Source organism: Cupriavidus sp. C1SS-2L, from assembly GCF_057073735.1.
On record NZ_CP172708.1, the window covers coordinates 2,252,729 to 2,267,033 of the forward strand.

Annotated in this window: 12 protein-coding genes; 5 read left to right on the forward strand and 7 right to left on the reverse strand. The window is 64.9% G+C overall.

Annotated features, from left to right (window positions below; genetic code table 11):
* Positions 1 to 124: 124 nt before the first annotated feature.
* From ACIGJG_RS10435 to ACIGJG_RS10450, 4 genes are all read left to right on the forward strand, one after another.
* Positions 125 to 601, forward strand: coding sequence for a MarR family winged helix-turn-helix transcriptional regulator (locus ACIGJG_RS10435; protein WP_011298184.1), 477 nt, complete (start codon positions 125 to 127; stop codon positions 599 to 601).
* Positions 602 to 680: 79 nt separating this feature from the next.
* Entirely contained in the window at positions 681 to 2,225 is a 1,545-nt protein-coding gene (locus ACIGJG_RS10440; protein ID WP_140950872.1) for an efflux transporter outer membrane subunit, read from the forward strand.
* Between the two features lie 43 nt (positions 2,226 to 2,268).
* Positions 2,269 to 3,558 carry an EmrA/EmrK family multidrug efflux transporter periplasmic adaptor subunit gene (locus ACIGJG_RS10445; protein ID WP_483672306.1) on the forward strand — a complete coding sequence of 430 codons (1,290 nt, stop codon included), beginning with the start codon at positions 2,269 to 2,271 and terminating at the stop codon, positions 3,556 to 3,558.
* 2 nt (positions 3,559 to 3,560) lie between these two features.
* Positions 3,561 to 5,162 (forward strand): DHA2 family efflux MFS transporter permease subunit, encoded by a 1,602-nt coding sequence (locus ACIGJG_RS10450; RefSeq protein ID WP_011298187.1) that lies wholly within the window; start codon positions 3,561 to 3,563, stop codon positions 5,160 to 5,162.
* Positions 5,163 to 5,336: 174 nt separating this feature from the next.
* Here the strand turns inward: ACIGJG_RS10450 and ACIGJG_RS10455 are convergent, their stop codons facing one another.
* A complete protein-coding gene (locus tag ACIGJG_RS10455; RefSeq protein ID WP_041679639.1) occupies positions 5,337 to 5,531 on the reverse strand; it encodes a DUF3606 domain-containing protein in 195 nt (64 codons plus the stop codon).
* 114 nt (positions 5,532 to 5,645) lie between these two features.
* Here ACIGJG_RS10455 and ACIGJG_RS10460 point away from each other — a divergent pair, with 114 nt between their 5' ends.
* The gene (locus ACIGJG_RS10460) at positions 5,646 to 5,846 is read left to right on the forward strand and encodes a Type 1 glutamine amidotransferase-like domain-containing protein (RefSeq protein WP_235679809.1); all 201 of its coding nucleotides are present in this window, start codon (positions 5,646 to 5,648) and stop codon (positions 5,844 to 5,846) included.
* Here ACIGJG_RS10460 and truB read toward each other — a convergent pair.
* The 6 genes from truB to rluB form a co-directional block, all read right to left on the reverse strand.
* Complete coding sequence (gene truB / locus ACIGJG_RS10465) at positions 5,762 to 6,709, reverse strand: tRNA pseudouridine(55) synthase TruB (protein ID WP_483672307.1); 948 nt, start codon at positions 6,707 to 6,709, stop codon at positions 5,762 to 5,764. The two genes, ACIGJG_RS10460 and truB, sit on opposite strands and share 85 nt — an antisense overlap.
* A 66-nt stretch (positions 6,710 to 6,775) precedes the next feature.
* On the reverse strand, positions 6,776 to 7,144 hold the full coding sequence (gene rbfA / locus ACIGJG_RS10470; protein WP_011298189.1) for a 30S ribosome-binding factor RbfA: 369 nt from the start codon (positions 7,142 to 7,144) through the stop codon (positions 6,776 to 6,778).
* Between the two features lie 62 nt (positions 7,145 to 7,206).
* Positions 7,207 to 10,107: a translation initiation factor IF-2 gene (infB, locus tag ACIGJG_RS10475; RefSeq protein WP_011298190.1), complete on the reverse strand. Its 2,901-nt coding sequence runs from the start codon at positions 10,105 to 10,107 to the stop codon at positions 7,207 to 7,209.
* A 96-nt stretch (positions 10,108 to 10,203) separates the two neighbouring features.
* Positions 10,204 to 11,679 (reverse strand): transcription termination factor NusA, encoded by a 1,476-nt coding sequence (gene nusA, locus ACIGJG_RS10480; protein ID WP_011298191.1) that lies wholly within the window; start codon positions 11,677 to 11,679, stop codon positions 10,204 to 10,206.
* Positions 11,676 to 12,164 carry a ribosome maturation factor RimP gene (gene rimP, locus ACIGJG_RS10485; protein WP_011298192.1) on the reverse strand — a complete coding sequence of 163 codons (489 nt, stop codon included), beginning with the start codon at positions 12,162 to 12,164 and terminating at the stop codon, positions 11,676 to 11,678. Before rimP ends, nusA begins: the two co-directional genes overlap by 4 nt.
* A gap of 285 nt (positions 12,165 to 12,449) precedes the next feature.
* The gene (rluB, locus tag ACIGJG_RS10490) at positions 12,450 to 14,303 is read right to left on the reverse strand and encodes a 23S rRNA pseudouridine(2605) synthase RluB (RefSeq protein WP_483672308.1); all 1,854 of its coding nucleotides are present in this window, start codon (positions 14,301 to 14,303) and stop codon (positions 12,450 to 12,452) included.
* Positions 14,304 to 14,305 lie beyond the last annotated feature (2 nt).

The window sequence follows — 14,305 nt, forward strand, 5'->3', positions numbered from 1 at the left end:
CTTGCGCCAACTGCGCCGAAGACATGGGTAAATTATTTCTAAAACCGAAATGCCGAATTTCTATCCTTGCGGATAGTTAAACGGCTACATATATTTGCCATAGCAAAGATTGCAGAGGCAAATGATGTCACCCGGCTATTCCGCCACTTCATCCGACGATCCGTTTGATCCCGCCCGCTATGTGATGGCGGAGAGTGTGGGCTACCTGATCTCGCGGGCCAAGAACACGCTCGCGCACAGCATTGAACAGGAAGTCAGCGGACTCGACATCACTCATGCCCAGGCCAGTTGCCTGATCATGCTGTCATCCGGGCGCGCCAGCACGGTCACGGACCTGGGCCGGGAACTGAATACGGACATGGGATCCATCACGCGGCTGCTGAGCCGCATGGAAAAGCGAGGCCTGATCGAACGCACGCGCCGTGATGACGACCGCCGCGTTCTGGATGTGACCCTCACGCCAGCGGGGCACGCGCTGGCGGCGCAACTTCCCACAGTCTTCTGCAAGGTGATGGCTCAGCATTTCCGCGGCTTCAGCGCGGAAGAGATCGAAATTCTGCGCGGCATGCTCAGGCGTGTGATCTGCAATAACTCCGGCTAGCGTGCCGGCACGCTTTGCGCTTGCGCCACCAACATCGATCCAGATAACAAGCTGGGCCCCTTCGCCCAATGCATCAACAATGAACCACGCCCTTTCAACACCTGTTACAAGCCCATCGCGTGCACGCACCTTGGGCCGTCGCGCCAGCACGCTGGCTCTGACGGTCGTGGCCGCGGCCGTGCTCGCCGGTTGCGCCGCCCTCGGCGACTCGCACAGCACCCAGACCGTGATGGACCCCAGCGCGCTGGCCACCGGCCAGACGCTGCCGTCCGAGCAAGGCCAATGGCCCGGCATGGACTGGATTGACCAGTTCCAGGATCCGCAGCTGCACGCGCTGGTCGACGAAGCGGTCAAGGACAATCCCAACCTGCAAGTCGCGTTTGCGCGCGTGGAAGCGTCGCGCGCCATGGCGGACGTGACCCGCAGCGCTCTCTATCCGACCGTCGGCTTCAGCGCGGACATCACGCGCGAGATCTTCTCGCAGACCGACCTGTTCGCCGGCACACCGCTGGCCGGGCGCTGGTGGAACCAGTCGCACCTGCAGGCCAACCTGTCGTACGAGTTCGATTTCTGGGGCAAGAACCGCTCGGCGCTCGAAGCGGCGCTCTCGGACGACCGCGCCGCGGAGGCTGAAAGCCAGGCCTCGCGCCTGATCCTGACCACGTCGATCGCCAGGGCCTACGCCCGCCTCGCCGCGCTCTACGCGCAACGCGACGTGGCCGAGCGCGCCATCACGCAACGCCAGGACCTGACGAGCCTGTCGCAGCAGCGCCTGGCCGCGGGCCTCGACACGCAGGTGGAAACCACCCAGGCACGCGGCACTGTGGCAGCGGCACGCACCGACCTGCAGCGCATCGACGAAGATATCGCGCTGTCGCGCAACCAGATCGCTGCGCTGCTCGGCAAGGGGCCGGACCGGGGCCTGTCGATCCAGAAGCCGGTCCTGCTTGCGCAGGCCACGCCGAAGCTGCCGGATGACCTGACCATCGGCCTGCTCGGCCGCCGGCCCGACCTGGTTGCCGCTCGCTGGCGCGTCGAAGCCAGCAGCAAGGAAATCAAGGTCGCGAAGACCGAATTCCTGCCCAACATCACCCTGACCGGCTTTGCGGGACTGGCCTCGCTGCGCCCGGAAGACCTGTTCATGGGCATCAGCCGTACGATGGGCTTCGGCCCCGCGCTGCACCTCCCTATTTTCGAAGGCGGCCGGCTGCGTGCCAACCTGAAGGGCAAGTACGCGCGCTATGACATTGCCGTGGCCAGCTACAACCAGACGCTGGTCGATGCCCTCAAGGAAACCGCCGACACGATGACGAGCATCCGCAGCGTCGACAACCAGATCAAGACACAGCGTGAAGCGCTGGACCTGGCCGAACACGCGTACGCGCTCGCCACCACGCGTTACAAGGCAGGCCTTGGCACGCAACTGACCGTGCTGAACGCCGAGAGCAACGTGCTTCAGCAACGCCGTCTCGCCACCGACCTGCAGGCCCGCCGGCTGGACCTGCAGATGGCGCTGATGAAGGCCCTCGGCGGCGGCTATGAAGAGCCGAAGGAAGGCGGCGAAGGCCATGCCCCCGCCGCCGCAGCGAATCAGACAACCAGCCAGGCCGGCGCACGCGGCTGATCCGCGCGCCCGCCGTCGCAGAACAGATTCACGAGAGACCAAAATGAGCGATAACCAGCAAGCCGGCAACCCGAACACTCCGGCGGCATCCGTCAACAACAATGGCAAGCGCAAGCGCCTGTTGCTTTCCCTGACCGCGGCCATCGTCGTGGCAGGCGTCGGCTACGGCGTGTACTGGGGCCTGTACGCGCGCCACTTCGAAAGTACCGATGACGCGTACGTCGCCGGCAACGTGGTCCAGGTCACGCCGCTGGTAGGCGGCACCGTGGTGTCGATCGCCGCGGATGACACGCAGCTCGTCACCGCAGGCCAGCCGCTGATCCAGCTCGACCGCGCCGATACGCAAGTCTCGCTGGAACAGGCCGAGGCCATGCTGGCGCAGGCCGTGCGCGAAGTCCGCACGCTCTACGTCAACAACGGCTCGCTCGCCGCGAACGTGGCGCTGCGCGAGGCCGACGTCGCCAAGGCGCGCGACGACCTGCGCCGCCGCCAGGCGATCGCCGGCTCGGGTGCGGTGTCGGGCGAAGAAATCTCCCACGCACAGACCGCGCTGCAGGGGGCGCAATCGGCTCTGCTTGCCGCACGCGAGCAGCTCGCCTCGAACAAGGTGCTGACCGACCAGACCACCGTCGAAAAGCATCCGAACGTGCAGCGCGCGGCAGCCAACCTGCGCTCGGCCTATCTGTCGTTCGCGCGTTCCGCTCTGCCCGCGCCGGTCACGGGCTACGTCGCCAAGCGCTCGGTCCAGGTCGGCCAGCGTGTGGCCGCCGGGGCACCGCTGATGGCCATCGTGCCGCTGGACCAGGTCTGGGTCGACGCGAACTTCAAGGAAGTGCAGATCACGCATATGCGCATCGGCCAGCCCGTGACGCTGGAAGCCGACGTCTATGGTTCGAAGGTCAAGTACAACGGCAAGGTCGCGGGCTTCTCTGCCGGTACCGGCTCCGCGTTCTCGCTGCTGCCCGCACAGAACGCCACCGGCAACTGGATCAAGGTGGTGCAGCGCCTGCCCGTGCGTATCGCGCTTGACCAGCAGCAGCTCAAGGATCACCCGCTGCGCGTCGGCCTGTCGATGAACGTGACCGTCGACGTGCGCCATGAAGAAGGCGCCGCCATGGTCAGCGCCGCCGCGGCCAAGCCGATGCAGACGGACGTCTACGACAAGGTCGCGCAAGACGCCGACCAGCTGATCGCGCGCATCATCGCCGTGAACAATGGCGGCCGCGCGCCAGCTCCCGCAGATGCCGTACCTGCCAAGGGCGCACCGGTCATCAATGTTCCGGCCGATGACGCGGCCAGCGCCGCTGTGGCGCGGCCTTCCAACCGCGGCTGATCATGGCGGACGCACTGACCGTGGCTGAACGCGCCGGCGCCGCACCAAAGCTGCCGGCGCGCCCCGCGCAGCCGCAGCCGCTGAGCGGCGGCAAGCTGGTGATCGGCACCATCGCGCTGTCGCTGGCCACGTTCATGAACGTGCTGGATTCGTCGATCGCCAACGTGTCGATCCCGGCGATTTCAGGCGACCTCGGCGTGGCGCCGAACCAGGGCACCTGGGTCATCACCTCGTTCGCGGTGGCCAACGCGATCTCGGTGCCGCTGACGGGCTGGCTCACCACGCGCTTCGGCGCGGTGCGCCTGTTCATCACGTCGATCCTGCTGTTCGTGCTGTCGTCGTGGCTGTGCGGCGTCGCGCCTAACCTGGAAACGCTGCTCGCAGCACGTATCCTCCAGGGCGCCGTGGCCGGGCCGATGATCCCGCTGTCGCAGTCGCTGCTGCTGTCGAGCTACCCGCCGCAGAAGAGCACCATGGCGCTCGCGCTGTGGGGCATGACCACGCTCGTGGCGCCGATCATGGGGCCGCTGCTCGGCGGCTGGATCTCGGACAACATGACGTGGCCGTGGATCTTCTATATCAACGTGCCGGTGGGCCTGCTTACCGCGTACGCCACGTGGGCGATCTACAAGGACCGTGAAACGCCAACCAAGGTGCTGCCGATCGACCGCATCGGGCTCGCGCTGCTGGTGATCTGGGTGGGTTCGATGCAGCTCATGCTCGACAAGGGCAAGGAGCTCGACTGGTTCCACTCGACCGAGATCGTGGTACTTACGCTGGTGGCCGTGCTCGGCTTCCTGTTCTTCCTGGTATGGGAGACCTACGAGAAGCATCCGATCGTCGACATCACCCTGTTCAAGGGCCGGAACTTCAGCTCGGGCGTGGTGGCGATCTCGGTCGCATACGGGCTGTTCTTCGGCAACCTGGTGATCCTGCCGTTGTGGTTGCAGACCATCGTGGGCTACACGGCCACCGACGCCGGCATTGTGATGGCGCCCGTGGGGATCTTCGCGATCCTGCTGTCGCCGCTCATCGGACGCAACCTGCCGAAGATGGACGCACGGTGGGTCGCCACGGCAGCGTTCATCACGTTCGGCATCGTGAGCCTCATGCGTGCCGGATTCACCACGCAAGTGGACACCGTCACGCTGATGATCCCTACGCTGATCCAGGGCGCCGCCATGGCGATGTTCTTCATCCCGCTCACGTCGATCATCCTGTCCGGCCAGCCACCGGAGAAAATCCCGGCGGCGTCCGGCCTGTCGAACTTCGTGCGTATCACGTTCGGTGGTATCGGCGCGTCGATTTCGACCACGGTGTGGGAGAACCGCTCGGCCCTGCACCACGCGCAACTGGTGGAGAAGATCAATCCCTACAACCCGGCCTACTCCGAGCAACTGCACCACCTGATGCAGATGGGCATGAACCAGGCACAGGCCGTCGGCGTCATGGAGCGCAACATCAGCCAGCAGGCGGCGATGCTCGGCGCGAACGACATCTTCTGGATCTCGGGCGTACTGTTCTTCGTGCTGATTGGCTTCGTGTGGCTCACCAAGCCGGGCAAGGGCGGCGCAGGAGCAGACGCCGCAGCCGGCGCACATTGACAGGAACAGACGGAAACATCCGGGAACAGACCGGAACAGACGGGAACAGGCGGGAACAAGCGCCGACGCCCGCGAGCGGCTCGTAACAAAGCCACGCGGCTCCGGATCCCCCGGAACCGCGTGGCTTGTTTGACTACGGCACGGCCTGACTGCGCCGGACCGTGTGCATCGCCGTCAATGCGCGCCTGGCTGCCCCGCCTCCAACTGTGCGCGCACCGCCGCAATGTGCTCTCCCACCTCGTCCACCGCGTCCTCCAGGGCGCTTGCGGTACATCCCAGTTCCTGACACCAGTACTGCACCTCCGCCGGGTCCATCAGGTTGATCCGGCCCGGATCGAGAGGTCGGAACTGGCTGATCTGCTCGCTCATGCTGCCTCCTGTTGCCATTGGCCTTCACACGGCTCTTGCATTGTAGGCGAGCGATTGGTCTGTACCCGCACAATCTGAGCGCTTGAATTCGCATCGGTACGGTCTCTGAACCGCGTGGGCGACGCGGAAGCGGCACGCCGGATCATCGACAGCGCCGAGCTGATCGTAGTCGGCGGCGGCAACACCTTCCGCCTGTTGCAATGTCTGCGTGGGAGCGGCCTGCCGGACGCTTACAGCCGGACCAGTCGTTCCGGCCGCAGGGCGCCTTCACGCATGCGGGCCACGCCGAGCAGCTTCGGCGGCTCGCCGCCATAGACACGCGCAAGCACGCCTTCCTGCGGCGCACTGTCGGGGTCCAGATCCCGGTATGCGAGGCGTTGACCTTGCAGGAAGCGCGACATCGCTTCGGCGGACAGCGTCACCGGCGGGCAGCGTCGCAACAGCGCATCGACCGGCGCCAGCATGGCCGGGCGGGCCTCGTCCGCCTGCGCGTCGATCTGATCGAGCGTCACAGCGCCATCGAGCGTCAGGTCGCCGACAGCGATGCGGCGCAACCCGGTCAGGTGTGCGCCACAGCCGAGCGCCTCGCCAATATCCTCGGCCAGCGTGCGAATATACGTACCCTTGCTGCACTTCACCCGCATCGTGAAGGAAGGCGCCAGCAGCAAAGCACAATCGAGCACGTCGATCGCGTGAATCGTGACGCGCCGGGCGGGTCGCTCCACGGTCTGCCCCGCTCGCGCGTACTCGTACAGCGGCCGGCCATCCTTCTTCAGCGCAGAATGCATCGGCGGAACCTGGTCGATCTCACCGAGGAATCGTGCGATTGCGGCGTCCAGCCCGGCACGGTCGCAGCTCACCGGCCGCTCAACCACAACTTCGCCTTCGGCATCGCCGGTTGTGGTTTTCTGACCGAGCCTGACGACCGCCTCGTAAGTCTTGTCCGCATCGAGCAAGTCCTGCGAGAACTTCGTCGCCTCGCCAAAGCAAAGCGGCAGCAGCCCTGTGGCGAGAGGGTCCAACGTGCCGGTGTGGCCGGCCTTGAGGGCCCGCAGCAGGCGTTTGGCGCGCACGAGCGCGTCGTTGGAAGACAGCCCTAGCGGCTTGTCGAGCAACAGCACGCCGTGCACCTCGCGGCGCGGCAGCCGGGGCGGACGATTGTTTGCGGAGTCAGTCATGGAAACAATGCGGGGCGACGGGCGATACGGCCCGCGCCAGGACGGCGCTTCCCGGCGAGGCCGGAATCAGTCGTCCTTGGAACGCGTGGCGTTCGCTTCGTTGATCAGCTTGGACATCTCGATCGCATGCTCCACCGACGTGTCGTGATGGAAATGCAGCGTCGGCACCGTATGGATGTGCAGGCGCTTGAACAGCAGCGAGTGCAGGTAGCCAGCCTTCTCCTTGAGAATGGCAGCGGCCACTTCGGGTTCCGCACCGAGCACGGTGAAATACACCTTGGCGTGCGCGTAGTCCGGCGTCAGCGCCACGGACTGGAGCGTCACGAGCCCCAGGCGCGGATCACGGATTTCGCGCTGGATCATTTCGGCCAGTTCTTTCTGAATCTGGTCGGAAATGCGCAGATTGCGGGAGGAGATATTGCCTTTCTTGGCCATTCAATACTGTCTTGTTCCAAAGTGAAAACGGCAGGCCGGAGCCTGCCGTTTTGCGTATCGCCTTACAGCGTACGCGCCACCTCGGTGATTTCGTACACTTCGAGCTGGTCGCCTTCTTGAACATCGTTGAAGTTCTTGATCGACAGACCGCACTCGAAGCCTTGCTTGACTTCCTTGACGTCGTCCTTGAATCGCTTGAGCGAGTCGAGTTCGCCGGTGTGGACAACCACGTTGTTGCGCAGCACGCGCACCAGCGAGTTGCGCTTGACCAGACCGTCGGTAACCATACAGCCGGCCACCGCGCCGATCTTCGGCACGCGGAACACCTGGCGCACTTCCACCTGACCAATCGTGGTCTCGCGCTTCTCCGGCGCCAGCATGCCCGACATGGCCGCCTTGATCTCGTCTACCGCATCGTAAATGATGTTGTAGTAGCGGATGTCGATGCCATGGTTCTCGGCCAGCTTGCGCGCACCAGCGTCGGCACGCACGTTGAAGCCGATGATGACCGCCTTCGAAGCGGTCGCCAGGTTGACGTCCGACTCCGAGATGGCGCCCACGCCAGCATGCACGATCTGCACGCGCACTTCCGCGGTCGACAGCTTCTGCAGCGACTGCACCAGCGCTTCCTGCGAACCCTGCACGTCGGCCTTGACGATCAGCGGCAGCGTCTGCACGTCGCCTTCCGTCATCTGCTCCAGCATGGTCTCCAGCTTCGCGGCCTGCTGCTTGGCGAGCTTCACGTCGCGGAACTTGCCCTGGCGGAACAGCGCGATTTCACGTGCCTTGCGCTCGTCCGGCAGCACCAGCACTTCCTCGCCCGCGGCGGGCACTTCCGACAGACCCTGGATTTCCACCGGGATCGACGGACCTGCCTCCTTGGTCGGCTTGCCGTTCTCGTCCAGCATGGCACGCACGCGGCCGTAGGCGCTGCCAGCCAGCACCACATCGCCACGCTTGAGCGTGCCGCTGCTGACCAGGATCGTCGCGATCGGGCCCTTGCCCTTGTCGAGCTGGGCTTCCACCACCAGACCCTTGGCAGGTGCATCCACCGGCGCCTTCAGTTCCAGCACTTCAGCCTGCAGCAGCACCTGCTCCAGCAGATCCTCGATGCCTGCACCGGTCTTGGCGGACACTGGCACGAACGGCGAATCGCCACCGTACTCTTCCGGCAACACCTGCTCCGCCACCAGTTCCTGCTTGACGCGGTCCGGGTTGGCATCCGGCTTGTCGATCTTGTTGATCGCCACGACGATCGGCACGCCGGCAGCCTTGGCGTGCGCAATGGCTTCCTTGGTCTGCGGCATCACACCGTCGTCGGCCGCGACCACCAGGATCACGATATCGGTCGCCTTGGCACCGCGGGCACGCATGGCCGTGAAGGCCTCGTGACCCGGGGTATCCAGGAACGTGATCACGCCACGCTCGGTTTCCACATGGTAGGCACCGATGTGCTGCGTAATGCCGCCAGCTTCGCCCGCCGCCACCTTGGCGCGGCGGATGTAGTCCAGCAGCGAGGTCTTGCCGTGGTCGACGTGACCCATCACGGTCACCACCGGCGGACGCGGCAGCTGTTCGGCGTCGGTGTGTTCTTCACCGTCCACCACGAGCAGCGCTTCCGGATCGTCCAGCTTGGCGGCGAACGCCTTGTGGCCCATTTCTTCCACCACGATCATGGCGGTTTCCTGGTCCAGCACCTGGTTGATCGTGACCATCTGGCCGAGCTTCATCATCTGCTTGATGACCTCGGACGCCTTCACGGCCATCTTGTGCGCCAGGTCGGCCACCGAGATGGTTTCCGGCACGTGCACTTCACGCACCACCGGTTCGGTCGGTGCCTGGAAGTTGCTGCGGCCATCGTCGGCATGCTGCTGACGGCCGCCACGGCCGCGCGGGCCACCGCGCCAACCACCCACGCCGCCCGACGAATCGCCACGCGTCTTCAGGCCACTGCCCTTCTTACGGCTGCTGTCGTCCTGCCACGAACCGGGCTTGCCGGTCTTGCCCTTCTTGTCGGCGGTGGTGGTCGCGGTCGTGGTCGTGGTCGTCGCCGCGGGCTTCTTGTCGCCCGCCTTGGCTTCGGTCGCGGTCGCGGAAGCCGGCTTCACCGGCTTGTGCAGCGTACCAGTCTGCTCGGCCTTCTTTTCCTCGGCCTTGCGCTCGGACGGTGCCTTGAGCACGCGCGCCGGCGCATTCAGCATCTGCTGGATGGCGCGGGCTTCGGCTTCGGCAGCCTCGCGGCGCTTGCGTGCGGCGTCTTGCTCGGCACGCGCCTTGTCGGCGGCAGCCTTGGCATCGTCGGCAGCCTTTTGCGCGGCAGCGCGCTCGACGGCGACACGAGCCTGCTCGTCTTCGGCCTTCTTGCGCGAAGCGTCCTCGGCGGCCTCGCCCACGGCACGCGCGGCAGCGGCTTCCTCTTCGGCCTTCCTGGCAAGCAGTTCAGCCTGGCGGCGCTGTTCGGCTTCCAGTGCCTCCTGCTTGGCGCGGCGCTCGGCTTCCTCGCGCTCGGCGGCCTCGCGGCGTGCCTTCGCTTCGGCTTCCTGGCGCGCCAGCTCTGCAGCCTGCTGGCGTTCCTCTTCCTCGCGGCGTGCCTGCTCAGCAGCCTCGGCTGCCAAGGCATGCTGATCCGCAGCCTCGTTGTGCTGGTCGGCGCCCGCCTCGTCACGCTTGATCAGCACGCGCTTCTTGCGTACCTCGACCTGGACGGTACGAGTCTTGCCGGTGGAGTCAGCCTGACGGATCTCGGAAGTCTCACGCTTGGTCAGTGTGATCTTCTTGCGTGCGCTGTCATCGGCCTGGCCGTGCGAGCGCTTCAGATAGTCCAGCAGCCTGGTCTTATCCGATTCCGTGACGATGTCTTCTGGCGTCGCCTTGCCCAGCCCAGCCGCCTGCAATTGTTCCAGCAGGGCAGCTGCGCTGCGACTCAGTTCTGCGGCCAGTTGGGCAACTGTTGTGCTTGCCATTCAAACCCTTTCAATGCATGGTTTCTACGTCGGGACAAATCGTATGCGGAAAGCGCGTCCGGACAATGTGCTGTGCACGCGTCCCGGACGTGTCCCTCAGTTAAACCAATGTTCCCGTGCTTTCATGATCAGCGCCTTGGCTTCTTCCTCGGTGACGCCCGTCATCTCGACGAGTTCGTCGACGGCCAGTTCGGCCAGGTCGTCACGCGTATGGATATCACCTTCGGCCAACTTGCCGATCAGCTCGGGATTCAGGCCGTCGAGCGAGCGCAGATCCTGCGACACCTCTTCCACCTTCTCTTCCCGGGCCAGTTCCATCGTCAGGAGCGCATCACGTGCGCGGTTGCGCAGCTCGTTGACGGTGTCTTCATCAAACGCCTCGATTTCCATCATTTCACTGATGGGAACATAGGCCACTTCTTCCAGCGTGGAGAACCCTTCCTCGATCAGGATGTCCGCCACTTCTTCGTCGACGTCGAGCTTGGCCATGAACAGCTTGCGCACGGCATCGCTTTCCTCGGCCTGTTTCTGCGCCGACTCTTCCTGCGTCATGATGTTGATCTGCCAGCCGGTCAGCTCGGACGCCAGGCGTACGTTCTGACCACTGCGACCGATGGCCACCGCGAGGTTCTCCTCATCGACGACCACATCCATGCAGTGCTTTTCCTCGTCCACGACGATCGACTGTACCTGTGCCGGCGCCAGCGCGCCGATCACGAACTGCGCCGGATCTTCGGACCAGAGCACGATGTCCACGGCTTCGCCGCCGATCTCGTTGCGCACGGCCGTCACCCGGGTACCGCGCACGCCGACGCAGGTACCGATCGGATCGATACGCTTGTCATGCGCCACGACGGCGATCTTGGCACGCACGCCCGGGTCACGGGCAGCCGCCTTGATCTCGAGCAAGCCCTGCTCCATCTCCGGCACTTCGTTCTCGAAGAGCTTGATCAGGAACTCGGGCGCGGTGCGCGACAGTTCGATCTGCGGGCCGCGCGCGGCGCGATCCACATTCAGGATGTACGCACGCACACGGTCGCCGGTGCGCAGGTTTTCCTTCGGGATGATCTGGTCGCGTGCCAGCAGCGCTTCCACGCGACCGGATTCGACGATCAGGCCCTTCTTGTCGGCACGCTTGACCGTGCCGGTCATGATCTTTTCGCCGCGCTCGAGGTAATCGTTCAGGATCTGCTCACGCTCGGCGTCGCGGATACGCTGCAGGATCACCTGCTTGGCGGCCTGCGCACCGATACGACCGAATTCGACCGACTCGATCTGCTGTTCGACATAGTCGCCCAGCTCGAGACTGGCGTCGTCATCGCGCGCCTCGAACAGCAGGATCTGCTTGTCCGGCTCCTGCAGGCCCTGTTCATCAGGGACAACAAGCCAGCGGCGGAACGTCTCGTGCTCGCCCGATTCCCGGTCGATAGCGACACGGATATCCACGTCTTCCTCGAAACGCTTCTTGGTCGCCGAGGCCAGTGCAGCCTCCAGCGCGCCGAATACCACATCCTTGTCGACGTTCTTCTCACGCGCAAGCGCATCGACGAGCAACAGAACTTCGCGGCTCATTGCTTGTTCCCTTTTCTTTGATTTCCTTTGAAGTCGATCACCGGCACCAGGCGCGCCTTGTCGACATCAGATACAGTGAATTCCAGCAACGCCGGACCATCCTTGCCCTCGAACTCCAGGCCGACCTTCTCCGCGCCAGCCTCTCCAGTGGGCTCACGCAGGATGCCTGTGAAGTTCTTTTGCCCATTGACGGGCAGGCGCAGCGTCACGCGCGCTTCTGCCCCGGCAAAGCGGACATAGTCGGCCAGCTTCTTCAGCGGCCGGTCCAGCCCCGGCGACGAGACCTCGAGCCGTTCATAGTCGACGTTCTCGACGGTCAGCACATGGGTCAGCTGCCGGCTTACCTTCTCGCAATCCTCAATGACGATGCCGGTTTCAGGCTGATCGATATAGACACGCAACAGTCCGGCCGGAGCCCGTTCGAGCTCAACCAGCTCGTATCCCATGCCGTTAAGGGTGGTTTCGATCAAATCTGCCAGATGCACTGTATTCCCGAATAATGGCCATCAACACCAGGCAGGCCGGCTTTGCCTGCCCCGCCTGGGACGACATGGGCACAGCCACCTGCCAGCCAACTCCAGCGCGCATGCGTCAAACGGGCGAACCAAAAAAAAATGGGCGCAATGCCCATCATTCGCCCATCCTCTGGAGGATGACTTTTTGAATAGACTTTAATTATACGCAGATTATGTCCAAAAGGCAAAAGGGCATGTATCGGCGCGTAATGGATCCCCGGCAGGCGCTAGCCGCCGGGGTTGGAGCGGGAAGATTCAGCGGTTTCCGCCGCGATTGCCACCGCGATTGTTGCCGCCACCACCCTTGTTGCCACGGCCCGGGCGGTTGCCACCACCACCACCACCACCACCGCCACCGCTGCCACCGGACTTGGCCGCCTTCGGCATCACATTGCCGTTGACATCGCCACCGCCGCGGCGCTGGGGCCGACCCTGGCCACCCAGTCCCATGCCCGTGCCACGGCCGGCACCACCAGCACGCCCGCCTCCCTGCCCGCGCCCACCACCGAGATTGGCGGCGTGCGACGTCAACACGGTCGGACCATGGCTGATATAGCCCATCGACGTGCGCATCGGATCCGGCTGACCACGACCAGCGCCGCCCTTGTCGACGCGCGGCAAACCGTCCATGCCGGTGTGCATGGGCATGCCTGCGATCGCCGCCTCGGTACGCTGCTTGCGCCCGCCGACCTTGGTCACGCCCTTGCCGCCCTGCTCGCTCGTGCCGGGCACCTTCAGGCCGATCGCAGTCATCATCGACTTGACCTCGTTCGCCTCCAGCTCCTGCCAGCGGCCACGCTTGAGGCCGCGCGGCAGCAGGAACTGGCCGTAGCGCGTGCGGATCAGACGCGACACAGTCAGGCCAACCGCCTCAAACATGCGCCGCACTTCGCGGTTGCGGCCTTCGGTCAGCGCCACGTGATACCACTGGTTCACGCCCTCGCCGCCGCCATCCGCAATGCGCAGGAAATTGGCTTCGCCATCATCGAGCTTGATGCCATGCAGCAGACGCTGGCGATCGGCTTCCGCCAGTTCGCCCAGCGTACGCACCGCGTACTCGCGCTCCACGCCATAGCGCGGATGCATGAAGCGGTTGGCGATATCGCCGGACGTCGTAAAGATCAGCAGGCCTTCGGTATTGAAGTCCAGGCGCCCCACGGCGACCCACTTGCCGGTCTTCATGCGCGGCAGGCTATCGAACACGGTCGGACGGCCTTCCGGATCTGACTGGCTGACGATTTCACCGGCCGGCTTGTGGTACAGCAGCACGCGCGGCGGCTTGGTGGAGACTTTGCGGTGGATCAGCTTGCCGTTTACGCGCACCTGATCGGTCGGCAGGATCCGCTGGCCGATATGCGCGGGCAGTCCGTTGACGGAGACGCGGCCCTGCAGGATCAGCTCTTCCATTTCGCGCCGCGAGCCAAGGCCGCCTTCGGCCAGGACCTTGTGCAGCTTCGGTGCATCGTCGTCGGCCGACAGTTCGCGCACCGGCTTTGCCTTGGTGCGGGGAATGACGGTGTCTTCCTGGTCGTACTGGTCGGAAATGACGAAACGGAACAGGTCTTCGCTGCCTGCGGCCGACTTCTCGGCGCCGCGTTGACCCTTGCGCTGTTGCTGGACACCACCCTGCTGGGGGCCGCCCTTGCGTCGGCCCTGTTGCCGGGCTGCCGGCTGGGCGTCACCTTCCGGAGAAACCCTGGCTGCACGCTGGCCTTGTGGCTTGCGCTTGCGGCCAGCCGACTCGGCCTTTTCGCCACCTTCCTGCGCGGGTTGGCCGCCTTCACGCGGCGCGGTGCCTTCGGCCCTGGCCGGCTTGCGCTTGCCGCGGCCACGCGGGGCGGCACGTCCGCCGGCCTCGCCGGCAGCCTTGCCCTCGCCCGCATCGGCCGGTGCCGAAGATTCCGTCTCCTCGCCGCGGTCGTCGCGATCCTGCGCAGCCTGCCGGCGCGAAGCCACCAGGTTGCGCAAGCCGCGCCTCAGCCCTTTCCTGCGCGGCGCGCCATCGGAGCCTGATCCGGATTCTGCAGCGCCATCGGCGGCCGGTGCCCCGGCGGCCCGGGTGTCTTGTTCAGCGGAGTCAGACAAAGTATTCACTATCGGATGTTGCATAT